The organism is Nocardia sp. NPDC049935 (assembly GCF_055586645.1).
Map to the genome: position 1 here is coordinate 1610423 of NZ_JBVJHV010000001.1, position 24559 is coordinate 1634981.

The 24559-nt window shown below is 69.6% G+C and carries 22 protein-coding genes; 14 read left to right on the top strand and 8 right to left on the bottom strand.

Annotation, left to right across the window (positions count from 1 at the left end; translation table 11 throughout):
- Positions 1 to 7 precede the first annotated feature (7 nt).
- Entirely contained in the window at positions 8 to 1708 is a 1701-nt protein-coding gene (locus ACZ6SF_RS07360; protein WP_466061100.1) for an FAD-binding dehydrogenase, read from the top strand.
- Positions 1709 to 1739: 31 nt separating this feature from the next.
- Here the strand turns inward: ACZ6SF_RS07360 and ACZ6SF_RS07365 are convergent, their stop codons facing one another.
- The 3 genes from ACZ6SF_RS07365 to ACZ6SF_RS07375 form a co-directional block, all read right to left on the bottom strand.
- Entirely contained in the window at positions 1740 to 2561 is an 822-nt protein-coding gene (locus tag ACZ6SF_RS07365) for an IclR family transcriptional regulator (RefSeq protein WP_466061101.1), read from the bottom strand.
- 100 nt (positions 2562 to 2661) lie between these two features.
- Positions 2662 to 4077, bottom strand: a complete 1416-nt coding sequence (locus ACZ6SF_RS07370) for a serine/threonine-protein kinase (protein WP_466061102.1) — start codon at positions 4075 to 4077, stop codon at positions 2662 to 2664.
- The gene (locus tag ACZ6SF_RS07375; RefSeq protein WP_466061103.1) at positions 4074 to 4532 is read right to left on the bottom strand and encodes a thioredoxin family protein; all 459 of its coding nucleotides are present in this window, start codon (positions 4530 to 4532) and stop codon (positions 4074 to 4076) included. The genes ACZ6SF_RS07370 and ACZ6SF_RS07375 overlap by 4 nt, the downstream gene beginning before the upstream one ends.
- A gap of 223 nt (positions 4533 to 4755) precedes the next feature.
- On the opposite strand from ACZ6SF_RS07375, the gene ACZ6SF_RS07380 reads away from it, so the two are divergent.
- Positions 4756 to 5424: a PaaI family thioesterase gene (locus ACZ6SF_RS07380; protein WP_466061104.1), complete on the top strand. Its 669-nt coding sequence runs from the start codon at positions 4756 to 4758 to the stop codon at positions 5422 to 5424.
- Between the two features lie 20 nt (positions 5425 to 5444).
- Here ACZ6SF_RS07380 and ACZ6SF_RS07385 read toward each other — a convergent pair whose 3' ends face one another.
- Genes ACZ6SF_RS07385 through ACZ6SF_RS07395 form a run of 3 tightly spaced genes read right to left on the bottom strand, consistent with a single transcriptional unit; the run spans position 5445 to position 8576 of the window.
- Positions 5445 to 6617: a sulfotransferase family protein gene (locus ACZ6SF_RS07385; RefSeq protein ID WP_466061105.1), complete on the bottom strand. Its 1173-nt coding sequence runs from the start codon at positions 6615 to 6617 to the stop codon at positions 5445 to 5447.
- Positions 6618 to 6630: 13 nt separating this feature from the next.
- Positions 6631 to 7413, bottom strand: a complete 783-nt coding sequence (locus ACZ6SF_RS07390) for an SDR family oxidoreductase (protein ID WP_466061106.1) — start codon at positions 7411 to 7413, stop codon at positions 6631 to 6633.
- Positions 7413 to 8576, bottom strand: a complete 1164-nt coding sequence (locus ACZ6SF_RS07395) for a hypothetical protein (RefSeq protein ID WP_466061107.1) — start codon at positions 8574 to 8576, stop codon at positions 7413 to 7415. The genes ACZ6SF_RS07390 and ACZ6SF_RS07395 overlap by 1 nt, the downstream gene beginning before the upstream one ends.
- 81 nt (positions 8577 to 8657) lie before the next feature.
- Between ACZ6SF_RS07395 and ACZ6SF_RS07400 the strand changes: the two genes are divergently transcribed.
- From ACZ6SF_RS07400 to ACZ6SF_RS07420, 5 genes are all read left to right on the top strand, one after another.
- Positions 8658 to 9587, top strand: coding sequence for a helix-turn-helix domain-containing protein (locus ACZ6SF_RS07400; RefSeq protein ID WP_466061108.1), 930 nt, complete (start codon positions 8658 to 8660; stop codon positions 9585 to 9587).
- A gap of 25 nt (positions 9588 to 9612) precedes the next feature.
- Positions 9613 to 10545 carry a sulfate adenylyltransferase subunit CysD gene (cysD, locus tag ACZ6SF_RS07405; RefSeq protein WP_466061109.1) on the top strand — a complete coding sequence of 311 codons (933 nt, stop codon included), beginning with the start codon at positions 9613 to 9615 and terminating at the stop codon, positions 10543 to 10545.
- Positions 10545 to 12377 carry an adenylyl-sulfate kinase gene (cysC, locus tag ACZ6SF_RS07410; protein WP_466061110.1) on the top strand — a complete coding sequence of 611 codons (1833 nt, stop codon included), beginning with the start codon at positions 10545 to 10547 and terminating at the stop codon, positions 12375 to 12377. The genes cysD and cysC overlap by 1 nt, the downstream gene beginning before the upstream one ends.
- 71 nt (positions 12378 to 12448) lie before the next feature.
- On the top strand, positions 12449 to 14245 hold the full coding sequence (locus tag ACZ6SF_RS07415; RefSeq protein ID WP_466061111.1) for an acyl-CoA dehydrogenase: 1797 nt from the start codon (positions 12449 to 12451) through the stop codon (positions 14243 to 14245).
- 43 nt (positions 14246 to 14288) lie between these two features.
- Complete coding sequence (locus ACZ6SF_RS07420; RefSeq protein ID WP_466061112.1) at positions 14289 to 14807, top strand: DinB family protein; 519 nt, start codon at positions 14289 to 14291, stop codon at positions 14805 to 14807.
- A 12-nt stretch (positions 14808 to 14819) separates the two neighbouring features.
- Here ACZ6SF_RS07420 and ACZ6SF_RS07425 read toward each other — a convergent pair whose 3' ends face one another.
- Complete coding sequence (locus ACZ6SF_RS07425) at positions 14820 to 16559, bottom strand: 2-isopropylmalate synthase (RefSeq protein WP_466061113.1); 1740 nt, start codon at positions 16557 to 16559, stop codon at positions 14820 to 14822.
- A gap of 175 nt (positions 16560 to 16734) precedes the next feature.
- On the opposite strand from ACZ6SF_RS07425, the gene ACZ6SF_RS07430 reads away from it, so the two are divergent.
- From ACZ6SF_RS07430 to ACZ6SF_RS07445, 4 genes are read left to right on the top strand one after another with little or no spacing between them, the layout of a single operon-like run.
- A complete protein-coding gene (locus tag ACZ6SF_RS07430; RefSeq protein ID WP_466061114.1) occupies positions 16735 to 17406 on the top strand; it encodes a FadR/GntR family transcriptional regulator in 672 nt (223 codons plus the stop codon).
- Positions 17403 to 18224: an ABC transporter ATP-binding protein gene (locus ACZ6SF_RS07435; RefSeq protein ID WP_466061115.1), complete on the top strand. Its 822-nt coding sequence runs from the start codon at positions 17403 to 17405 to the stop codon at positions 18222 to 18224. Before ACZ6SF_RS07430 ends, ACZ6SF_RS07435 begins: the two co-directional genes overlap by 4 nt.
- A 53-nt stretch (positions 18225 to 18277) precedes the next feature.
- Positions 18278 to 18883, top strand: a complete 606-nt coding sequence (locus ACZ6SF_RS07440; protein ID WP_466061116.1) for a TetR/AcrR family transcriptional regulator — start codon at positions 18278 to 18280, stop codon at positions 18881 to 18883.
- A gap of 26 nt (positions 18884 to 18909) precedes the next feature.
- Complete coding sequence (locus ACZ6SF_RS07445) at positions 18910 to 19470, top strand: nucleotidyltransferase family protein (RefSeq protein ID WP_466061117.1); 561 nt, start codon at positions 18910 to 18912, stop codon at positions 19468 to 19470.
- Here the strand turns inward: ACZ6SF_RS07445 and ACZ6SF_RS07450 are convergent.
- Positions 19401 to 20564: an XdhC family protein gene (locus tag ACZ6SF_RS07450; RefSeq protein WP_466061118.1), complete on the bottom strand. Its 1164-nt coding sequence runs from the start codon at positions 20562 to 20564 to the stop codon at positions 19401 to 19403. The two genes, ACZ6SF_RS07445 and ACZ6SF_RS07450, sit on opposite strands and share 70 nt — an antisense overlap.
- A 272-nt stretch (positions 20565 to 20836) precedes the next feature.
- Between ACZ6SF_RS07450 and ACZ6SF_RS07455 the strand changes: the two genes are divergently transcribed.
- From ACZ6SF_RS07455 to ACZ6SF_RS07465, 3 genes are read left to right on the top strand one after another with little or no spacing between them, the layout of a single operon-like run.
- Positions 20837 to 23182, top strand: coding sequence for a xanthine dehydrogenase family protein molybdopterin-binding subunit (locus ACZ6SF_RS07455; protein ID WP_466061119.1), 2346 nt, complete (start codon positions 20837 to 20839; stop codon positions 23180 to 23182).
- Positions 23179 to 24054, top strand: coding sequence for an FAD binding domain-containing protein (locus tag ACZ6SF_RS07460; RefSeq protein WP_466061120.1), 876 nt, complete (start codon positions 23179 to 23181; stop codon positions 24052 to 24054). The genes ACZ6SF_RS07455 and ACZ6SF_RS07460 overlap by 4 nt, the downstream gene beginning before the upstream one ends.
- On the top strand, positions 24047 to 24547 hold the full coding sequence (locus ACZ6SF_RS07465; protein WP_466061121.1) for a (2Fe-2S)-binding protein: 501 nt from the start codon (positions 24047 to 24049) through the stop codon (positions 24545 to 24547). The genes ACZ6SF_RS07460 and ACZ6SF_RS07465 overlap by 8 nt, the downstream gene beginning before the upstream one ends.
- Positions 24548 to 24559: the final 12 nt, after the last annotated feature.

Consider the following 24559-nt stretch of genomic DNA (forward strand, 5'->3'; position numbering starts at 1 on the left):
GTGAACCGTGTCCGAAACCTCTCCTGCCGGGCAGGAATCCGCCGGGGACTTCCCGGTGATCGTCGTCGGCGCCGGTCTGGCGGGCCTCGTCGCCACCTACGAGCTGACCAGGGCCGGACACCGGGTACTCGTCCTCGACCAGGAGAACCGCAACAACCTCGGCGGGCAGGCGTTCTGGTCGCTGGGCGGCCTGTTCTTCGTGAACAGTCCGGAACAGCGGCGCCTGGGCATCCACGATTCCTACGAACTGGCACTGCAGGACTGGCTGGGCTCGGCCGGGTTCGACCGTGACGACGAGGACCACTGGGCCCGGCAGTGGGCCGAGGCGTACGTCCGGTTCGCGGCCACGGAGAAACGGGACTACCTCTACGACCTCGGTCTGCGGGTGACCCCGCTGGTCGGCTGGGCCGAACGCGGCGGCGGACTCGCCGACGGGCACGGTAATTCGGTACCGCGCTTCCATATCTCCTGGGGAACCGGCCCGGGAGTGCTCGAGGCCTTCCTGAACCCGGTGCTGGAGGCCGAGCGCGACGGCCTGGTGCGATTCGCGTTCCGGCACCGCGTGGACGAACTGGTACTCGACGACGGCACCGTCACCGGGGTGCGCGGCAGCATCCTGGAACCGACCGAACTGGCCCGTGGCGTCGCGTCCTCGCGCACCGTGACCGGCGAGTTCGACCTCCGCGCGGAGGCGGTGGTGGTGACCTCCGGGGGGATCGGCCACAACCACGAGATGATCCGCCGGAACTGGCCGGTCGACCGGCTCGGGCCGGCGCCCCGCACCATGATCTCGGGCGTCCCCGCGCATGTGGACGGCCGGATGCTCGGTATCTCCGAAGAGGCCGGTGCGGCGCTGGTGAACCGGGATCGGATGTGGCACTACACCGAGGGCATCAACAACTGGGACCCGATCTGGCCCGATCACGCGATCCGGATCATCCCCGGACCGTCGTCGCTGTGGTTCGACGCGAACGGCACCCGGCTGCCGGCGCCGTGCTTCCCCGGATTCGACACCAATTCCACGATGAAGGCCATTCTGGCGACCGGGCACGACTACTCGTGGTTCGTGCTGACCCAGTCGATCATCGAAAAGGAGTTCGCGCTGTCGGGGTCCGAGCAGAACCCCGACATCACCAGCAAGGACAAGCTCGCCACGGTCCGCAGCCGCTTCACCAAGGGCGCGCCCGCGCCGGTGGAGGCCTTCAAGGAGCACGGCGTCGATTTCGTGGTCGCCGACACCCTGCGTGAACTCGTCGACGGGATGAACGAACTGAGTCGCGGCCCGATGCTGGACCACGCCGATATGGAACGGCAGATCGTGGCCCGCGACCGCGAGATCACCAACAAGTTCAGCAAGGACGCGCAGGTCACCGCGATCCACAACGCCCGCACCTTCTTCGGCGACAAAACCGCCCGGGTGGCGAAACCGCACCGCATCCTGGATCCCGCCGCCGGGCCTCTCATCGCGGTGCGGCTGAACGTGCTGACCCGCAAGACCCTGGGCGGATTGCAGACCAACCTGGATTCGCAGGTGATGCGGGCGGACGGAACCGCGCTGCCGGGGCTGTACGCCGCCGGTGAGGTCGCCGGATTCGGGGGCGGCGGGGTACACGGCTACAACGCGCTGGAGGGGACCTTCCTGGGCGGCTGTATCTTCTCGGGCCGGGCCGCGGGACGCGCGCTCGCGGCCGCGCTCGGCAAGGCCTGACCCGCGGCGGTCCCACCGGGACCGCCGCGGGTCAGTCCCGCGAGAGCAGCCGCCCGGCCTCGGCGGCCAGCGCGGCGAGCTGCCGCGCTTGGCGCGCGGTATCGATTCCGGGGCGTCCGGCGCCGATCCGCGTGGACAGCGAGAGCGCCGCGACCGCGATACCGCGCCGCCGGACCGCCACCGCGACACAACCGATCCCGGTGACCGCTTCCTCGTTGTCCACCGCGACGCCCTGGCGGCTGCGGATCCGCGCCAGTTCGCGGTGCAGTTCCAGGCGGTCGCCGATGGTGCGCGGGGTGAGCCGCGGAAGTTGTTCGCGCAGCGAGGTTTCCACGACCCCCGGATCGAGACCGGCCAGCAGTGCCTTACCGAGGGCGGTGCTGTGCGCCGGTAACCGGCCGCCGATGCGCGTCGGTACCGTCGCGCTCTGCCGGCCGCCGGTTTTGTCGAGGTAGACGATATCGCGGCCGTCGAGCACGCCCAGATGTCCGACCGACCCGATGCGCTGGCACAGCTCGTGCAGCAGCGGGCCGATCACGGTGCGCAGTTCGTTGTGCCCGGCGGCGAGCCCGCCGAGTTCCAGCGTGCGCAGGCCCAGCCGGTACCCACCCGGTGAATGCGCGAGCCAGCGCAATCGGATCATCTGGTCCAGGATCCGGTGCACCGTCGATCGCGGGAGCCCGGTGCGCTCCACCAGATCGTGCAGCGTGAGTACGGGTGTCGCGGGCGCGAACGCGTCCAGGATCAGCGTCATCCGCTCGATCATCGCCACCGGCGGCGCCGGACGGGCCTGCTGCCCCGCGCCCTGCCACGACCCGCCCGGATCCGGGTCGGCCAGCACCTCGACCGTCAAGACTTACCTCCATCGTGCAGCCCGGCCAGCATATGCGCAGCGAACCGGACCTCTACCACGGTGCCCCGTTCCGGCCTTGCGCAAACCCTCACCGGCATATTCAGCCCGGCAGGAACGGGGCGTTGAAGACACTGCACAGCCAGCGGCCGTCCACCAGTTCCATCACGGTGGACACCGAGAGCTCGCGCGGCGTCTCCTCCGCACCGGGTTCGGCGTTGAGGGTGGTGATCTGCACCTGGACGTCGGCCCGGGTGTCGTTGTCACCCATCGTGGCCACGCAGGTGGCGTCACCGGCCCGGGAGCGTTCCGGATCCGAGGAGATCAGCATCCGGGCCATCGGCAGCACCGTATCCGCCTGGGTCTTCCACTGCCCCGTCGCGCCCGCCTGCACCTGCTGTTCCCAGCCCGCCGGATCGTCGTAGTCGTAGGTGGCGACCAGTGCGGTGTATTCGCAGGCGGCCTGTTCGGCCGCGGTCTTCGCGTCGGCCGGCGGGCCGGGGGTGTCACCGGCGTCGGCTCCACCGAATCGGAAGACCCCGGTGAGCCATACGGTGACTCCGAAGACGACGAGCGCCAGCGCCCCGGCCACCCCGGCCGGCCACCACCGGCGGGTACGCCGCGGGCCGGGTTCCGGGCGCGGCACCGGCGCCGCCGGAATCGCCGGCACGGTCACGGCGGGTTCGGTCAGGGCGCGCCGCGCCGCCCGGGCGAGTTCGCCGCACTCGGCGAACCGATCGTCGCGGTTCTTGGCCATGGCGCGGGCGATCACCGCGTCGAAGCCGGACGGGACACCGGGATCGATATCGGAGGGGCGCGGCACCGGCGCGTTGAGATGGGCGTTGATCAGGGCGCCCGTCGTCGCGGCCGGATACGGCAGCCGGCCGGTCAGCATGTAGTAGAGGGTGCAGCCCAGCGAGTACACATCGGCGCGACGATCGATATCGGCGCGCATTTCGAACTGTTCCGGCGCCGCGTAGTGGAAGCTCGCGTACAGCTCACCGGTGCGGGTGAGTCCGTCGTTGCGGTCGAGGGCCTTCGCGATCCCGAAATCGGAGAGGAACACCTGCTGCTGGCTGCCCCAGGCCAGCAGGATGTTCGCGGGTTTGACGTCGCGGTGCAGCACCCCGGCCGCGTGGGCGTGGTCGAGGGCCCGGGCCGTCTCCTCGAGGATCCGCACCGCGTGGTCGGGGCGTACCGGACCGTGCCGCAGCACGGCCGCGACATCGGTGCCCTCGATGTACTGGATGGCCATCCAGAGCCGGCCCCGCTCCTCGCCCCGGGCGTAGACGGCGACGATATTCGGATGCGACAGGCGGGCGGCGGTATCGGCCTCGTGCAGGAAGCGGGCCCGGGTATCGCGATCGTCCCCGCCGACCGGGGTCAGCAGTTTGAGTGCCACCGGTCGTGGGAGATCCCGGTCGCGGGCGAGGTACACCTCCCCCATGCCCCCGGCCCCCAGCAACCGTTCGATGCGATATCCGGCGAAGACCCCGCCCGGTTCGAGTACGCCCTTCACGCCGCGGGCAGTCCGGGCCAGCCGTAGGGCTGGGGTCCGGGTGCGATGCCGGCCCGCCCGATCTCCGGGACCTCCGGCCCCCGCACCGCCTGCTGGGGCTGTGGCTGCCCGTGTTCGCGGCGGAAGGCCTCCATATCCATCCACCGCACCTGCTGCACCAGTTCCTCGAGTTGCTCGGCGGGCAGGAAACCGGCCTGCGAGTAGACCATCGTGCCCTCGCGGAAGGCCATCACCCAGGGGTAGCGGTCGACCTGACCGGCCGCGGCGAGGGCCGGTTCGGCCTCGGCCTCCACGGTGGCGTGCACGATATCGCGGTGGGTCTCCGACGAGGCCTCGTAGACGGGGGCGAACCGGGTGCACCACCCGCACCAGGTCGCCCAGAAATCCACCAGCACGATGTGATTGGTGGCCACGACCGTCTGGAAATTCTGCTGGGTCAGTGGCGTCGTCGACATTCCCGTCCTCCCGGCGGCCCGAGCCGACCGCCCCACGTCCATACACCCCGTCCGGAGAATCGTCGCACGAACGGGTACCGGCCGCCGGTCGAAAACGATACTCCCGGACCACCGATAACCGGGCAGCCTACGCGGCCGGATACGGCGCGCTCCCGGCCGGTCGGCGGGTGGATACCGCGCCCCGGCGGGCAACGGCGCGCACCACGACCTATAACGTGTTCTCATGAGCGAAAACGAGGCCGGGAACGCACTCCCCAGTGCCGAGCACCACGAGGGCGGATTCCGGCCGATGTCGGAGCTGATGGACGCGGTGCGCTCGGTCGACACCAGCCGGGGCGGCCCGCACTACGGTGAGTTCGTCGAACAGGTCCGCACGCTCATGGACCGGGCCCGGCTGGCCACTCCCCCGGACGAGTTCGTCCTCGAGGCCACCGGCATTCTCGAGAAGCTCAACGACCGGCTCACCGCCTATGTCGGCGACGAATGGGACGCGCCGGGCTGGACCCGGTTCGATCTGCCCTCGCGGGGCAATGTGACGCTGCCGCCGTACTGGGTCGACAAGGTCGGCCGCGACGGCGTGGAGGCCCGGATCACCTACCGGACCTTCCACCTCGGCGGCAACGCGGCCGCGCACGGCGGCTATATCTCGCTGGGATTCGACGATCTGATGGGCCTGGCCGGGTCGGCGCATTCCGGGTCGGTCACCCGGACCGCGTCGCTGACCGTCGACTACCGCTCGATCACCCCGCTGAACCGGGAACTGACCCTGCGCGCCTGGGCCGAACGCCAGGAGGGCCGCAAGGTGTGGATCGAGGCCACGCTGCACGACGGGGAGCGGCTCTGCGCCGAGGCCCACGGGCTGTTCATCGTCTTGAAGCCCGGCCAGCCCTGAGCCCCGGCTCCGGGCCGCGGTCAGCTCTCTGCGCGGCCCGGATAGTGCGCGTCGAGGTAGGGCGCGAACGCGGTATCCACCTCGCCGGGGTCCAGCCCGAAATCGGCCAGTGAGTACTTGTGCGCGGGCCGCGCGGCGCCCGATGTCGATTCACCGTGCAGCGAGCTCATCCGGGTCCGGGCCGCCTCGGTGAATTCGATCCCGAACTGCGTGTAGATCTTGTCCACGGTGCCGATCGGGTCGGTGACGAAATCCTCGTAGTAGACATCGCAGAACTGCGCCGCCGGATGCTTCTTCCGGTCCTGCAGAAAAGTGTTCGCTCCGCGCGACCACAGTTCGAGCTGCGCCGACCCGACCACCGGGCCGCGGAACTTCTCCGACCAACCCGCGGTGGCCTGTTCGTTGAGACTGCAGACCGAGGCGACGATGGTGCGGGGCAGGCGGTGCATCTGGATCACCAGGGCGTCCGGGTACACCTCCAGCAGCGCGTCGAGCGCGAACAGGTGGCTCGGATTCTTGAGCACCCACCGCCGGTCCGGATCGTTGAGCCCGATCAGCTGCAGGTTCTTGCGGTGGCGGGTGTAGGCCGGGGTCCAGTCCTGGTCCCGCAGCCATTCCGAGTACCGCGGCAGATAGCCCAGGCATTCGTAGGAGATCGACATGGCCGACTGCCGCAGCAGCTGCCAGCACTCCTCCACCTGATCGGCCGAGATGTGGTGCACACCCATGAATTCCGGGTGGTCGACGTGATGCTGTTCGTAGCCGGCCTGCAGACGCTGGAAGACCGGGTCCTGTTCCCAGGTCTCCCGGGGCGGGCGGGGCTGCGGCATCTCGGTCAGCCACATCTCCAGGCCCTGATGCCCGGGGTCGGCGGTGAGCAGGCGGTGCACGGCCGTGGTGCCCGACCGGGGCAGTCCGGTGACGAAGATCGGACGTTCGATCGGTACCTCGGCATGCTGCGGATACTGCTTCCAACCGGCTTCGCTCAACGCGCGCGCGATGAGGGCACCGCGCAGGAACGCGCGGTTGACCTTGTTACCGAACGGGGTGAGTTCGGCATCGTGTTCGTAGGATTCCAGCAGTACCGACAGTCCGGCGCGATACTCGTCGTCGCCGAAATCGTCGAGGCCGACCACCTTGGTGGCGGAGGCGTGCAGATCGTCGATCGTGCCGACGTCTTCCCTGCCGATCATTTCTCGTTACTCCTCAGTGGTGGAATTCGCCGCAGTTCACGTCGAGACAGGTTCCGGTGATCGCTCGGGACATCTCAGAGGCGAAGAAGACGACGGCATCGGCGATCTCGTCGGGTTCGGGCAGCCGGCGCAGATCGATATCGGCGGCGGTCTCGGTATAGACGTCGGCGGCGGTGACACCGCGCTCGTTGGCCAGATAGTCGAAATACCATTTCAGGGTGTCGGCCCAGATCCAGCCCGGGGCCACCGAATTCACCCGGATACCGCGCGGACCCAGTTCGGTCGCCAGGCTCTGCGCCAGTGCCAGCAGCGTGGTCTTGGTCATCTTGTACGGGCCGTAGGGCTGCCGCGAATGCCGCAGCACCGCGGAATTGATCATCACCACCGACCCCGTGTTCTCGGCGAGCGCGGGGGCGAACAGGCGGGTCAGCCGCAGTGCGGCGAAAACGTTGGTTTCCAGGCTGATGCGCAGATCATCGAAGGCGACCTCGGCGAGGTCGACCATCGGCGGCATGGCGAAGGCGTTGTTCACCAGCGCGTCGACCCGTCCGAACTCCTCCTGGGTGGCGGTCACCAGATTCGCGGCGGCCGCGTCGTCGGTGATATCGGTGGGTACCACCAGGGCGCGCCGGCCCAGTTCCTCGATCTCGGCGGCCACCTTGCGCAGCCGCTTCTCGGTCCGCGACGCCAGCACCACATCGGCCCCCGCCTTCGCGCTCTGCACCGCGATGGCCTGACCGAGCCCGGGCCCGATACCCGAGACGACGACGACCTTGCCCTCCAGCACCTGCGCCATCAGCCCAGCATCCTTTCCGCCACCGCGGCCTGGCGGCCGGCGATCCGGGCCTGCCAGTCCTCGGGGGTGATCCGCGATTCCTTGTAGTAGGGCAGCCGGTCGGGCAGTTCGTCGAAGGACACCAGTTCCACCACCGGGCCGTCCTCGGGTGTCATCTCCCGGGACAGCCGCTGCCAGCGGAACTGCAGGTAGGCGCGATCGTGGCCGGTGCGCTCGATCCAGTTGACCAGGCCGGGGTCGCGTTCGCTGATCACCAGGCGGATCATGCCGTCGGGATCGACGTTCGCCTGGTCGGCGTTGAGGCTGGTCTGGTGGTTGATGTAGTCCAGCGACAGGTACCACATGCTGCCGAGCTGGAAGCCCTGGTAGGGGGCGTCGGATTTCGGCACGGTCAGGATCATCACCTGGTCGTCGGTGAGCTCGTAGTGGCCGACCGAGGAGAACTGGGTGGACAGCCCGCCGGGGGTGCGCCGCGGTTCGGTCATGGTGTTGACCGGGAGGTTCAGGTAGAACCACTCCGGGAAGGCCAGGAAGGTCTTCAACCGCGAGACCAGCATCTTGCCGGCGATCTCGAACCGCTTGGCCATCAGATCGTTCGTGATCGCGGGCGGGGCGGTACCGGCGGTGTCGACCTTGCGGATCCGGACGGTGCCCGCCTTCTCGTTCGCCCAGTCGCCGAACACCTCGCGGACGGCCAGCATCGTGGAATCGGCCGCCAACCGGATGTGGTTGCGCCCGCCCGCGCCGGGGCCGAGGGTGAGCTCGTAACTGCCGTCGGCGGCGATATCGATGGAGCGATCGTCGAAGGCCGTCTCGCCGCCCGGTACCTCGGTGGGCGAATAGTTGCCGTTGAGCACCTGGAAGCTCAGGTCCCGGGTGGTGCCCCGGGTGCCGGTGACGACGTAGTCGGCGTCGGGGCGCAGGTTGGCGTGCCAGTAGAGGGTGTCCGGGTTGTCCAGGCCCATCTTCGTGTACGGCCCGGTGGAGGTGACGAAGAACGGGAAATCCTTCTCGAAGGCCCACGACATCTGGACGGCGGCGCGGATACTGCCCGCCAGATAGTCGTAGCCCTCGGCGAGATCCTGCTCGGTGCGGATATGGGGGGCACCCTTGATGATTTCCTCGGCGGCGGCTATCGCGTCCGCGAACGGCTGGGTCAGCACGACACTCCCGGTGTTCCATATATGTACCGCTCTGGTACATTTCGATACCGAGAAGATTAGAACTTGTTCTAGGAGTGGTCAATGACGCCAGGGATTTCGGGCGCCTCGGAGGTGGGCCGGCGTTCGGCGCCCACCCAGCGGGTGGTTCAGGTGATCGACTACGTCACCGCCCGTCGCGGCCGGCGCGCGGGACTCTCCGAAATGGCCCGCGACCTGGGTATCGCCAAACCCACCTGCCTGGGGATCGTCACCGAACTGACCGCCGCGGGCTACCTCACCCGTGACCCCCGCACCCGCGACTACGGCCCCGGCCCGGCGCTGATCGCGGCCGGACGGGTCGCCCAGGACAGTTTCGCGATCGCGACGCTCGCCCACCCCGAACTGGAGCGCCTGAGCACCCGGTACGCCACCACCTGCACGGCATCGGCCGTGGTGGGCGAGCGGATCAGCGTCCTGGACAGCGTGGGCCCGGGAATGGCGCGGGTCGGGGCGACCTACCGCTTCGCGCCGCCGGTGGGGCTGATGTACGTGCTGTGGGATACCGAGGCGGCCTTCGACGCCTGGCTGGGTACCACGCCCACGGTCCCGCTGCGCCAGGACGAGGCCCGGCTGCGGCGCCTGGTCGCCGAATGCCGCGAACACGGCTACCTGGTGGAGAGCATGACCGGCGCGGGCCGGCGGCTCTACTCGATGCTGGCCGGGGTCGGCGGGCACGAACTGCCCGAACACTTGCGTACGGCGGTGGCCGAACTGGTCACCACCCTCGGCGAACGGGTCTATCTCGGCGCGGACCTGCGACCCCGCAAGGAGCATCCGGTCAGCCTGCTCGCCGCCCCGACCTACGACTCCGACGGCCGCCAGCAGCTCGTGCTCACCATGTACGTGGGCGCCTCGATCACCGGCGCCGAGATCGCCCGCCGCGGCGCGGCCCTGGTCGCCGCGGCGGATTCGGTCACCGCGGCCGCCGGCGGCCGGAAGCCGGAACGACACCGACCGACCGTTGACCGTTGACCGGAACGTGTTCTAGTTTTTAAGCGTGAGCCAGCACACGAAGTCGGCGGCGAGCACCTACGAGCTCTCGCATCAGGCCGCACTCGAGGCCGAATCGGTCCATATCCTGCGGGAGGTGGCCGCCACATTCGAACGCCCCGTCCTGCTGTTCTCCGGCGGCAAGGATTCGGTGGTGATGTTGCATCTGGCCACCAAGGCCTTCTGGCCGGCGCCGGTGCCGTTCCCGATCCTGCACATCGATACGGGGCACAATTTCGACGAGGTGATCGAGTACCGCGACGCGGCGGTCACGAAATACGGATTACGCCTGCTGGTCGGCCGGGTCCAGGACGATATCGACGCCGGACGGGTCACCGAGGACACCGGCCCCCGCGCCAGCCGCAACCGGTTGCAGACCGCCACCCTGTTGCGGGCCCTGCGCGAAGGCCGCTTCGACGCGGTGTTCGGCGGCGCGCGGCGCGACGAGGAGAAGGCACGCGCCAAGGAACGCGTCTTCAGCTTCCGCGACGAGTACGGCCAGTGGGATCCGCGGCGCCAGCGCCCGGAACTGTGGAACCTGTACAACGGCAAACACCGTCCGGGCGAACATATCCGGGTCTTCCCGCTGTCCAACTGGACCGAGCTCGATATCTGGACCTATATCGCCGCCGAAGGTATCGAACTGCCCGCGCTGTACTACGCCCACCGCCGCCCCGTGGTCCAGCGCGACGGCATGCTGCTGGCACATACCCGGTTCCTCACCCTGCTCGACGGCGAGGAACCCCGCGAGGCCCTGGTGCGGTTCCGCACCGTGGGCGATGCCACCTGCACCGGCTGCGTGGAATCCACCGCCGCCACCCCCGCCGATGTCGTGACCGAGGTCGCGACCGCGCGGGTCACCGAACGAGGCGCGACCCGCGCCGACGACCGGATCTCCGAGGCCGGGATGGAAGACCGCAAACGAGAGGGTTACTTCTGATGGGCACCCTGCTGCGCCTGGCCACCGCGGGCAGCGTCGACGACGGGAAATCCACCCTCATCGGCCGGTTGCTGTTCGATTCCAAAACCCTGTTCACCGATCAGCTCGACGCCGTGGAGCGCACCAGCCGCGACCGCGGCGAGGACTATCCGAATCTGGCGTTGCTCACCGACGGATTACGCGCCGAACGGGAACAGGGCATCACCATCGATGTCGCGCACCGGTATTTCGCCACCCCGCGCCGCAAATTCATCATCGCCGACACCCCGGGCCATGTGCAGTACACCCGCAATATGGTCACCGGGGCCTCCACCGCCGACCTGGCGCTCATCCTGGTGGATGCCCGGCACGGTGTGGTGGAACAGACCCGCCGCCACGCCTTCCTGGCCTCGCTGCTCGGCGTGCCACATCTCGTGCTGTGCGTGAACAAGATGGACCTGGTCGGCTGGTCGGCCGACCGGTTCGCCGAGATCCGGGAGGAATTCGCGGGTTTCGCGTCGCGGCTGAACATCGCGGACCTCACCTTCATCCCGATGTCCGCGCTCAACGGCGACAATATCGTGCATCGCAGCGCCACCATGGACTGGTACGAGGGCACCCCGCTGCTGCACCATCTCGAAGAGGTGCATATCGCCTCCGACCGCAATCTCATCGATGCCCGGCTGCCGGTGCAGTACGTGATCCGCAGCCACACACCGGATTTCCGCGGTTACGCCGGTACCGTCGCCAGCGGTGTGTGGTCGCCCGGGGACGAGATCACCGTGCTGCCCTCGGGGCTCACCTCCACCGTCACCGGTATCTGGGGCCCGGGCGGGGTTCCGCTCACCGAAGCGTTCCCCCCGCAGGCGGTGACCGTCACGCTGGCCGATCAGCTCGATATCGGCCGCGGCGATATGCTCTGCCGCCCGGCCAACCGCCCGCATACCGGACGCGACCTGGACGCGATGGTGTGCTGGTTCAGCGACGAGGCCGAGATGCGGCCCGGGGCGTCCTACACCGTCCGGCACACCACCCGCAGCGTCGCGGCGCAGATCCGGTCCCTGGACTACCGCCTCGATGTGAACACCCTGCACCGCGACGACAAGGCGACCGCACTCGCGCTGAACGAGATCGGCCGGGTGCAACTGCGCACCCGGCAGGCCCTGCAGTTCGACTCCTACCGCCGCAATCGCGCCACCGGCAGCTTCCTGCTGGTCGACGATACGACCGGCGATACCGTCGGCGCCGGAATGATCACCGGTCCCAGCCTGCCGTCCTCACGGGTGGTCTGGCATTCCAGCGCGGTGGAGCGGGCCGAGCGCGCCACGCGTGGGCTCACCGTCTGGCTGACCGGACTCTCCGGTTCCGGAAAATCATCGGTGGCCGTGGAACTCGAACGCCGGCTGGTGGCGGCCGGGCGGCCCGCCTTCCTGCTCGACGGCGACAATCTGCGGCACGGCCTCAACGCCGATCTCGGCTTCTCCGCGGCCGACCGCACCGAGAACATCCGCCGGGTGGGCGAGGTGGCCCGGCTGTTCGCCGAATCCGGGACCGTCGCCATCGTCTCGCTGATCAGCCCCTATCGCGCGGATCGCGAACGCGCGCGCGCCGCGCACGAGGCCGCCGGGATCACCTTCCTGGAGATCTTCGTGGACACCCCGCTCGAGGTCTGTGAGGCCCGCGATCCCAAGGGTCTGTACGCCAAGGCCCGGGCGGGTGAGGTCCGTGGTTTCACCGGTATCGACGACCCCTACGAGGCGCCGCGGACGCCTACGCTGGTGTTGCGCCCGGAGGACGGCGATCCGGCCGCGATGGCGGCCGCGATCCTGGGCCGGCTGGCAGCCGAGGAATAGTTCCGCCACCGCGCCTCGCGGACGTTTCGGTATTTGATACGGTTTCGACTCCATGTACCGAAAGGGTGGTTATGCGGTCTACACTGCTGTCCCGGCGTGACCTCGAGTTCCTGCTCTACGACTGGCTGGACGCCGAGGCGCTGACCCGGCGTCCGCGCTACGGCGAGCATTCGCGGGAGACCTTCGACGCCGTCCTCGACCTCAGCGAGCAGCTGGCCACCCGGTACTTCGCCACCCACAACAAACTCAACGACGCCCACGAGCCGTCCTTCGACGGCTCGGTGGTCACCCTCATCCCCGAGGTCGGCGAGGCGCTCGCCGCCTTCGCCGACGCCGGGATGATCGGGGCGAGTATGGACGCCGAACTCGGCGGCTCCCAGCTGCCGGCCACTGTGGCCCAGGCCGGATTCGCCTGGTTCCATGCCGCCAACCCCGGCACCAGCGCCTATCCGCTGCTCACCATCGGCAATGCCAATCTGCTGGTCGCGCATGCCGGCGAGGAGCTGGTGCGGCGGTTCGTCCCGCCCATGCTGGAGGGCCGCTACTTCGGGACGATGTGCCTGTCCGAACCCCAGGCCGGATCGTCGCTGGCCGATATCGTGACCCGCGCCGAACCCCGCGAGGACGGCGCCTACCGCCTCTTCGGCACCAAGATGTGGATCTCCGGCGGCGATCACGAACTGGGCGAGAACATCGTGCACCTGGTGCTGGCCAAGATCCCCGGCGGCCCGGCGGGCACCAAGGGGATCTCACTGTTCGTGGTGCCGCGCTACCTGGTGAACGCCGACGGCACGCTCGGTGAGCGCAACGATGTCGCACTGGCCGGGCTCAACCACAAGATGGGTTTCCGCGGCACCGTCAACACCGTGCTCAACTTCGGCGAAGGCCGGTGGACCCCCGAGGGATCGGCCGGCGCGATCGGCTATCTCGTGGGCGAACCGCACCAGGGCCTCAAATACATGTTCCATATGATGAACGAGGCCCGCGCCGGTGTCGGGCTCGTCGCCGCGGCACTGGGCTACACCGGCTATCTGGAATCACTGGACTACGCCCGCGCCCGGCCCCAGGGCCGCACCAAGGGCGCCGCCGATCCCGCCGCGCCGCAGCGCCCCATCATCGAACACGCCGATGTCAAGCGGATGTTGCTGGCGCAGAAGAGCTATGCGGAGGGCGGTCTGGCTCTCGTGCTCTACTGCGCGCGGCTCATCGACGAACAGCGAACCGCCGAATCCGACGAGCAGCGCCGCGCCCTGACCCTGCTGCTGGACATCCTCACCCCGATCGCCAAGAGCTGGCCCTCGCAGTGGTGCCTGGCCGCCAACGACCTCGCCATCCAGGTACTGGGCGGTTACGGCTACACCCGCGAGTACAACGTCGAACAGCACTACCGCGACAACCGCCTCAACCCGATCCACGAGGGCACCCACGGTATCCAGGGCCTGGATTTGCTCGGCCGCAAGGTGACCCAGCAGTCGGGTGCGAGCCTGCGCGAACTCGACAGCCGGATCCGCGCCACCCTCGCCGCCGCCGAGGGCCTCGGCGACGACACCGCCGACCTCGCGTATCGGCTGGAGAAGTCCTGGACCCGCCTGGTCGCCGTCACCGGAAGTCTGTTCGCGGCCGGTGATATCGAGGTCGCGCTGGCCAACAGTTCGGTGTACCTGGAAGCGTTCGGGCACCATGTGGTGGCGTGGATCTGGCTGGAGCAGGTGGTGGCCGCCCACGGCCGCACCGGCGATTTCTACGACGGGAAGCGCCACGCCGCGCGCTATTTCTTCCGCCACGAACTGCCCCGCACCGGCCCCCAGCTGGATCTGCTGGCCGAACTCGACACCACCACCCTCGATATGCACGACGCCTGGTTCTGAGCGCATCCGTTCTCCACCGGCCGAACGACGCTACATTCGGGGAATGAGCTGGATCGCACCGGATGTCGAACGCATCGAGACCGTACCCACGGGCCCGGAACGACCGATACTGCAGTCCTGGCTGGACCATCACCGGCGGACTCTGCTCGACCGCTGTTCCGGCCTCGGCCCCGAACAACTCGCGCGGCGCAGCGCCCCGCCGTCGCCGATATCGCTGCACGGTCTGGTCCGGCATCTGGCCGAGGTGGAACGCGGGTGGTTGCGGATGGCGGCCGCCGGTGAGCGGCTCGGATATCTCTTCTGTTCCCTCGACAATCCCGACGGCGATTTCGACGACGCCGGATCCGCCGATCCCGCCGCTGATTTCGCGACCTATGAGCGCGAGATCCGGCAGGCCGACGCCGCGGTGGCCGAATTGCCGCTCGACCACCGCTGCCGCCACCCCAACGGCACCGAATACAGCCTCCGCTGGGTCTACCTGCACCTCATCGAGGAGTACGCCCGGCACAACGGCCACGCCGACCTGCTGCGCGAGCGGATCGACGGCCGGACCGGACGCTGAGCAACCGGCCGGTCAGCGTACCGGTATCCCGGCCGCCCGGACGGCCGCGCGCACCGCGGCCTCGGGGACCGAATCCGCACGGGCGCACGACCATCCGGTCCGCCCGTCGCGCCGGTACTCCAGGTAGGCGATCGTATGGCCGCCGACGGTGTGACCGCTGGTCCCCAGTACCTCGATCGGCCGGCCGGCCCGCGTGAGCGCCGCGACGACGGCGGCGAGCGGGTCCCGGTCCCGATGGGTGCTGTGGTGGGCACGGCCCCCGACCGTGAGACCGACCTCGATCACCGGGGCCGATTCGGAGCCGGTGGTCCGCAGATCCTTCAATCCGATCTCCGGCGGCGCCACCGAATCCACGTAGAGCGCGTCGAACAGGGCCCGCAGTTCGTCGGCGCTCACCTCGCCCCCGCTGCCGTCGGTGTGCTCCTGCACCCGGCGGGCGAAATCGATCTGCAGGCGCCGCGGCAGATCCAGTCCGTGCCCGGTGGCCAGCAGGTAGGCGATCCCGCCTTTACCGGATTGGGAATTCACCCGGATGACGGCGTCGTAGGTGCGGCCGATATCGGCCGGGTCGATGGGCAGGTAGGGCACTCGCCAGTCGATATCCCGCTCGTCGCGCCCGGCGGCGGCGGCCCGGGCCCGGTGCTCGGCGAAGCCCTTCTTGATCGCGTCCTGATGGGTTCCGGAGAAGGCGGTGTGCACGAGGTCTCCCACATAGGGATGGCGTTCGTGCACCGGCAGCCGGGTGCAGTATTCGACCGTGCGCCGGACCTCGTCGATATCGGAGAAATCGATCATCGGATCCACGCCCTGCGCGTGCAGATTGAGTGCGAGGGTGGCGATATCCACATTGCCGGTGCGCTCGCCGTTGCCGAAGACGCAGCCCTCCACGCGCTGCGCACCGGCCAGTAGCGCCAGTTCGGCACATGCCACGCCGGTGCCGCGGTCGTTGTGCGGATGTACCGACAGGATGACGCTGTCGCGCCGGGCCAGCGTGCGGTGCATGTATTCGATCTGGTCGGCGTAGACGTTCGGGGTGGCGATCTCCACCGTGGCCGGCAGATTGAGCGTCACCGGCCGCTCCGGCGTGGCCTGCCACAGGTCGGTGACGCTGTCGCAGATATCGAGGACGTAGCCGGGTTCGGTCTGGTTGAACACCTCCGGGGAGAACTGGAATCGCACCCGGGGCAGGTCACCGGCGGCGTCGAGGACATCGCGCGCACCGGCGAGGATCAGCTCCTTCACCGCGCCGGCGTCCTTGCCCAGCACCGTATCCCGCCATACGGGCGCGGTCGCGGTGTAGAGGTGGATCACCACCTCGTTGTGCAGGCCGCGCACCGATTCGACCGTCCGGGCGATGAGATCACGCCGGGCCGGGGTGAACACGACCACCGTCACATCGGGTGGCGCCATCCCGGTATCGGCCAGGAGCCGGACGAAATCGAAATCGGTCCGCGAGGCGGAGGGGTAGCCCACCTCGATCTCCTTGTACCCCATCGCGACGAGCAGGGTGAAGAAGCGGCGCTTGCGCTCGGGATCCATCGGCTCGGCCAAGGCCTGGTTGCCGTCGCGCAGGTCCACCGGCACCCACAGCGGCGCCTGCCGGATCCGGGCGCCCGGCCACCGGCGCTCGGTGACGGGAACGTCGACGCGATCGAAGATATCGCGGTAGCGGTGCGAGGGCAGCGGGGACGGGCGCTGCCGGTACCACGGCGGGGGGTCGGTGGTGAGTGTGGCGGAGTTCTGTTCGGTCATGGGGTTTTCCGGACCTTTCCGGATCGTGCGGCCGTCTCGTGACGGTGACCGGCCGACGACAACCCCACGGCGGGGTGGCCGATCGTTCAGGCCCCGCCGTGGCGGTCGAGGAGAAGCTCCGGATGCGACATATGGCAGACTGTACACACTCCTCAGACAAGTAGCGAGGTTCACCATGGTTTCCCAGGTACGGAGGCATCCGCTCGCCGAGCAGGCGGCCGAACTGCTGCTGGATCGGATCCGCGCCGGCGAATGGCCGCTCGGGCACCGGCTTCCCGGCGAGACGACGCTGGCCGTGCAATTGGGTGTGGGTCGCTCCACCCTGCGCGAGGCCGTGCGCATCCTCGCGGGAAAAGGCGTGCTCGCCAGCCGTCAGGGCGCCGGGGTCTTCGTCACCGCGTGTGATGTCCCCGAGGAGTGGGATATCGTGCTGCGCCGCGCCACCATCGCCTCGGTGCTCGAGGCGCGTATCGCCATCGAGGCCGAGGCGGCGGCCCTGGCGGCGCACCGGCGCACCCCTGCCGATCTGCGTTCCATCCGCCGCGCGCTGACCGCCCGGGCGGGCGCGGGCGATTCGGTCGCCGATCTCGTGGACACCGATACCGAGTTCCACCGCACGGTGATCGTGGCGGCGCACAACGACGTCCTCACGCAGCTGTTCGATACTTTCCTGCCGCGGCTGCGGATCGCGATGATCGATATGCTCGAGCTCCGCCCCCTGCCCTCCTCCACCGAGGACCACGCCGCGCACGAGCGGCTGGCCGAGGCGATCGCCGCCCGCGACTCCGGCGCCGCGGCCCGGCACAGCCGCACCCATCTGCTCGCCATCAAGGAGGCCTTCACGTGAGCACACCGGTCCTGGAGCTGACGGATGTCACCTTCCGGCGCGACGGCAACCGGATCATCGACGGTATCTCGCTGACCGTACGGGCCGGCGAGCACTGGGCGCTGCTCGGGCCCAACGGCGCGGGGAAGAGCACCCTGCTCGGTTTCTGCGGCGCCCGCACCCATCCCACCACCGGCACGGTCCGGGTTCTCGGCGAACAGCTGGGCCGGGTGGAACTGCAGGCGCTGCGGCGCTCGATCGGGCACGTCGATCCGCGCCACCCGCTGCGCTCCCCGCTCACGGTGCACGAGGTGGCCCTCACCGGCCTCACCGCGACGGTGGATACGCCCCTGCGATGGACGCCGTCGGCCGACCAGAACGCGGCCGCGACGGCCGCCCTGGACGCGGTCGGGATGGCGACCAAGGCCACCCGCGTGTGGCCGACCCTTTCCCAAGGTGAGCGCGGCCGGGTGCTCATCGCCCGGGCCTTGATCACCGCGCCGCGACTGCTGCTGCTGGACGAACCGACCACCGGCCTGGATGTGGCGGCACGGGAACAGCTGCTGGCCACCGTGGACGCCCTGGACCACACCCATCCCGGCCTCGCCTCGGTCCTGGTGACCCATCACCTCGAGGAACTGCCGACCTCCACCACCCACGCGCTGCTCATCGCCGGCGGCCGGACGGTGGTCGCCGGGCCCGCGGCCGAAACCATCACCACGGCAGCCATTTCCGCGGCATTCGATCATCCGGTAGAGGTCGGCCGCGTCGGCGGCCGCTGGTCGGCGCGGTCGCCACTGACCCCGCCGCCGGCCGCTGTCCTGCACTCGGTACGCTGAACGGCAGGTCGGCGGTTTTAGATACACTTGTATCTGCGTGTATCATAACGGGCGTGACCACCGCCAGCCGCACCTCCAGACCGCCGGGACGTCCCGCCTCGGCCACCCGCGAAGAAGTCGTCGCCCTTGCGCGGCAGGCGTTCCTGGCGGGCGAGCGGGTCGACGTCCAGGCCATCGCCGCGCAACTCAAACTCAGCCGCGCCTCCATCTACCGCTGGTTCGGATCCCGCGACGGCGTCCTGGGCGCCGTACTGGCCGGGGAGTTCGAATCACTGATCGAACGCGCGGACGCCCGGCGGCGCGCGACCGGCGCCCGGCGCATCCTCAGCGTCCTCGACCGGGTGAACCGCTGGATGGCCGGAAACGAACCGTTCCGGCAGTACTTCGAGAACGAGCCGCTCGCGGGTCTGCGGATCCTCACCTCCAGCGACGGCCCGGTCCAGCCGCGCATCCTGGTGGCCGTGGAACGTCTCATCACCCGCGCCGAGGAACAGGACGGCTACGTCCCGCACCTGGAACGGTCACTGCTGGCGTATTCGCTGGTCCGGCTGGGCGAGGCGTTCCTGTACCACGACAACGTCACCGGGCTGCGCGGCGACGTCGACCGCCTGTACCAGGTACAGGCGGCGCTCCTGGGCCTCGACCTCCCCGCCGGATGATCCCGGCCGTCCGCCGAGACCGACCCATGGATTCGGGAGCAGCGCGGATACCCGCCGCGGGAGTGGTCCTGGCCGCCGGCGCGGGACGCCGGTTCGGCCGGCCCAAGGCGGATGTGCGGTTCGAGGGCGAGCGCCTGGTCGACCGGGCGGTACGGCTGCTGCGCGACGGCGGATGCGAGCGGGTGGTCGTGGTATCGGGCGCGGTCGCCCTCGAGGTGGACGGCGCCGAGGTGGTGCACAATCCCGCGTGGGCGACGGGGATGGGTTCGTCGCTGACGACCGGGCTGGCCGCGGTACACGAACAGGCGGCGGTGGTGGTGCCGGTGGATATGCCCTGGCTCGGCGCCGGCGCGGTCCGGCGGCTGCTGACCAGCGGCGCGGACCTCGCGGTGGCCACCTACGACGGACAACCGGGCCATCCGGTGCTGCTGGGGTCACGCTATTTCGCGGCCGTCGCCGCCGAGGCGGTCGGCGATATCGGCGCGCGGCGCTTCCTGGCCGCCCATCCGGATCTGGTTCAGCGGATCCCGTGCGACGGGACCGGGTCGCCGGCCGATATCGATACGCCCCAGGATCTTCCGGGCTGACCGCCCGCGAGATCCGGACCGGCGGGCCGCGGCGGGACCGGCGCGTGGATCGGACGCCGGGTGGCCGACAGCGAACGCGCCGAGCCGCCGTTGCGCGCCGCCACGATCTCGGCCCCGATGGCGATCGCCGTCTCCTCCGGTGTGCGGCCGCCCAGTTCGAGGCCGATCGGGGAACGCAGCGCGGCGAGTTCGGTCTCGGTGACGCCCGCCTCGCGTAACCGGGCCCGGCGCTCGGCATCGGCCCGGCGCGATCCCATCGCACCGATATAGCCGGCCGGTGAGCGCAACGCCTCGATCAGCACCGGGATATCGAACTTCGGGTCGTGGGTGAGTACGCACAACACGGTCCGGGAGTCCACCGCGGTGGCGCGCAGATAGCGATGCGGCCAGTCGGCCACCACCTCGTCGGCATCGGGCAGCCGGGTGCTGTCGGCGAACGCGGGCCGGGCCTCGCAGACGGTGACGTGATACCCCAGCATCCGCCCGACCCGGCACAGCGCCGCCGCGAAGACATTCGCACCGAACACGATCATGCGGGGCGGAGCGGCGAAGGCGGCCACGAAGATCTCCCGCACCTCGTCCTCGCAGCCGATCACGCACAGCGCATCGGCCCCCGCCGCCAGCTGCGACCGGGCCCGGCCGATCACGGCATCCGGCCACGCTCCGCCGGAGGCGGTGAGGGTTCCGGCGGTGAGCGCCAGCATCTCCCCGGTCCGCAGATCCCGCACCAGCGCGGCGGGTTCGGAGGCATCGAGGGCCGCCGCGAGCACCCGGTACCGGGCGTCGTCGATCCGCTCGACGAACACATCCAGTTCGCCACCGCAGGTGAGGCCCACCGCGAAGGCATCGGATTCGCTGTAGCCGAAGGTCTGGCGCACCGGTTCGCCGGAGTCCAGCACCGCCGTACACAGGTCGTATACCGCACCTTCCACGCAGCCGCCGGAGAGGCTGCCGCGGACCGTCCCGGAGGCGTCCACGGCCATACTCGCGCCGAGGGCCAGCGGCGCGCTTCCCCGGATACCCACCACGGTCGCGACCGCGCAGCCGATCCCCTCGGCGTGCCATCGGGCCAGGTGCGGGGCCAGGTCGCGCATCCTCCACCTCCTCGCTGCGGCGATCGCCGAAAACCCGGTACAACATGCGAGAATATCACTTCCGCAAATCGACATTCTAATTCTTGAAGTCGACATATCCTGTATTGACACCGCGCTGATGCCGATGCTAAACAAGTGCTCAGCATCGGTGGGCAGACCAGGGTGCGCCGCCCGGCGCCCGCGATACCCCGCGAACGGAGGAACGGCCGGATGGGTCGAATCAGGCTGTCTCGCAGCGCCACACATCACGTCCCGACGCGACGGAGCCGACCATGAGCACCACCGAGAAGACCACCGCCGTCGGCGCGCGGGTACCGCGCGTCGAGGATCTGCGCCTGGTGACCGGCGCCGGCACCTTCGTGGACGACATCACGCGGCCCGGAATGGTGCACGCCTGCTTCGTCCGCAGCCCCCTGGCGCGGGCCCGGATCACCGGTATCGACTACACCGAGGCCGTGGCCCTCGACGGGGTCGTCGCCGTGTACACCGCCGCCGAACTCAACCCGCTGGTCACCGAGATCTCCTACGCTCTCGACACTCCCGGATTCCCGGAGGTGCCGCGGCCGCCGCTCGCCGAGGGCGAGGTGCGCTTCGTCGGCGACCCGGTGGCCCTGGTGGTGGCGACGAACCGCTATATCGCCGAGGACGCCGCCGAACTCGTGCTGGTCGACTACGACCCGCTCGACCCGGTCGTCGACTACGAGACCGCGGGGACCGCCACCGAACTCGTCCACGCCGAGCACCCCGGCAATTCCGCCGGCGGCCTGGCCGGGCGGGCACCCGCCGATCTCGCGCCGGTCCTCGAGGCCGCACCGCATGTGGTGCGCCAGACCATCCACCAGCAGGCCTACGCGCCGGTGCCGCTGGAGACCCGCGGAATCGTGGCGGAATGGACCGCCCCCACCGGGGAGATGACCATCTGGACCTCCACCCAGTCGCCACACGAGGTACGCGGATTCTGCTCCCGGCTGCTCGGTGTCGACGAACACCGCGTCCGGGTGATCGTTCGTGATACCGGCGGCGGTTTCGGGCAGAAGGTGGCCCCGCAGCGCGAAGATACCTGCGTGATGCTGGCCGCGCGCACACTGCGGCATGCCGTGAAATGGATCGAGGACCGGCAGGAGAGCCTGATGTCGGCCGGTATGGCCCGGCACGAGCACGGTGAGGTCGCCATGGCCTTCGACGACGACGGGCATATCCTCGCGGCCACCATCGAACACGTCCAGAATGTCGGCGCCTATCCGATCCCGTCGCCGCTGACCTCCTCGATCGCGGTCGGGATGCTGTTCCCCGGCCCCTACCGGATTCCCGAGGCCGGATTCAGCACCGCCTCCTTCTACTCGAACACCGTGGGCCGGGTGGCCTATCGCGGACCCTGGCAGTTCGAATCGGTCTCGCGGGAACTGCTTCTCGATACCGCGGCCCGGGAACTGGGCCTGGACCCGGTCGAGTTGCGGCGCCGCAATATGCTCGGCCACGGCGATATGCCCGTCGCGAACCCGAACGGAATGCCGTACTCGGACTGCTCGCCGCGCGAGACCTTCGAACAGGCACTGCAAATCCTCGACTACGACGCCTTCCGCGCCGAACAGCAGCGGGCCCGCGCCGAGGGACGCTATCTGGGCGTCGGCACCTGCACCTATGTGGAACCGACCACGGGCAGCACCCCGTTCCTCAGCACCGAGGGCGCGACCATCCGGATCGCGGCGACCGGCAAGGTGAGCGTGTATCTGTCCGGTGGATCGGCGGGTAACAGCCTGGAGACCACCGCGATCCAGCTCACCGCCGACGCGCTCGGTGTCGAGATCGAGGATGTGCAGACGATCCAGGGTGATACCGCGGTCGCGCCGCAGGGCGGCGGAACCAACGGCAGCCGGTCGGGTTCGATGGCCGCCGGCGCCATCCGGCAGACCGCGGCGATCCTGCGCGAGCGGATCGTGGCGATCGCGGCCAAGCAACTCGGCGCCACCGTCGAGGACGTCGATTTCGCGCACGGGCGGGCCCGGGTCACCGGTACCGACGCCTCGCTGTCGCTGGCCGAGATCGCGCAGATCGCCTACTACCAGACCGAATTGCTGCCGCCCGGGGTGCCGCCGGGGCTGGAGGCGTCCGGCCGCCACCGCGCCGACCAGATGATGATCTGGGCCAACGCCACCCATGTGTGCACCTGCGAGGTGGATATCGACACCGGCCACGTGACACTGCTCCGGTTCGTCGTCAGCGAGGACGTCGGGCCGATGATCAACCCGAATGTGGTGGAGGGCCAGATCTACGGCGGCACCGTCCAGGGCATCGGCGGCGCGCTCTACGAGCACCTCGCCTACGACGAGGACGGCAACCCGGTGACCACCACCTTCCTGGATTATCTGATGCCGACCGCGACCGAGGTCCCGGAGATCGAGCTCGGCCATATCGAGACGCCGAGCACCGGTCCGGGCGGTTTCAAGGGTGTCGGCGAGGGCGGCGCGATCGGCGCGACTCCCGCGGTCCTGAACGCGGTCGCCGATGCGCTGGCGCCGTTCGGCGTCCGGATCGACCGGCTCCCCCTGTCCCCCGCCCGCATCGTCGACATGATCGAGGCGGCCCGTGCGAGCGGCAACCCGGAGGTGACCGCATGAAACCCGCCGCGTTCGACTATCACGCCCCCGGCACCGCGGACGAGGCCGTGGCGCTGCTCGCCGATCTGGGCGAGGAGGCCAAGATCCTGGCCGGCGGTCAGAGCCTGGTCCCCATACTGGCCCTGCGGCTCGCGGTCTTCGACCATCTGATCGATCTGCGCCGGCTCGACGATCTGCGCGGGATCGAAAGCCGCGGCGATTCGGTATGGGTCGGCGCGGGCACGACGCACGCCACGGTCGGCCGCTCCCCCGAGATCCGCCGCGACGTACCGCTGCTGCACCGCGCCACCCCGCTGATCGGTCACTTCCAGATCCGCAACCGGGGCACCCTCGGTGGCGCGATCGCGCACGCCGACGCGGCCGGTGAATACCCGGTCGTGGCCTTGACGCTCGACGCGCAGATGCACACCCTGTCGCCGCGCGGACAGCGGACCATCGCGGCGGCGGAATATTTCACCGGGATGTGGACCACCGCGATGGAACCCGACGAACTGCTCACCGGGGTCACCTTCCCGGTGTGGCCCGGACGCAGCGGTTTCGCCGTCGAGGAATTCGCCCGCCGGGCCGGGGATTTCGCGATGGCCGGAACGTCGATCGCGGTGCGGCTGGACGCCGACTCGCGGATCGAGAAGGTCGCGGTGGGCCTGTTCGGCCTGGCCCCCACCCCGCTGCGGGCCACGAGCACCGAATCGGAACTGATCGGCCGCCCGGCGGCCGAACTCGACGCGGCCGAGATCGGCCGATCCGCGACCGCGGCGCTCGACTCGATTCCCGCGGATATCCACGGCTCCGCCGAGTACCGGCGCCGGGTCGGAGCGGTCATGGTGGCGCGGGCCTGGACGCGGGCGGTAGAGGAGGCGAGCAATGACTGACGTCGAGATCTCGGTGGTCGTGAACGGGGTGAAGCGGCGCGACCGCGTACCCCCGCGGCTGACCCTGGCGGACTACCTCCGGGAGACCTGCGGTCTCACCGGCACCCACCTGGGCTGCGAACACGGTGTCTGCGGCGCCTGCTCGGTCCTGCTGGACGGGGCCGCCGTACGCGCCTGCCTGATCTTCGCCGTGCAATCCGACGGCGCCGAGGTCGACACCGTCGAGGGCCTGGCCGACGCCGACGGCACCCTCTCCCCCGTCCAGCAGGCGTTCCGCGACCACCACGGTCTGCAATGCGGTTTCTGCACCCCGGGATTCGTGGTGTCGGCGACCGCGCTGCTCGCCGACAACCCCGACCCCAGCGACGACGAGATCCGGGAAGGGCTGTCCGGCAACATCTGCCGCTGCACCGGATACCAGGGGATCATCCGCGCTGTGCGCGACGCCGCCACCACCATCGGCGCCGAGACCTCCGCGACCCCGCAGACCTGACCGGCACCGAAG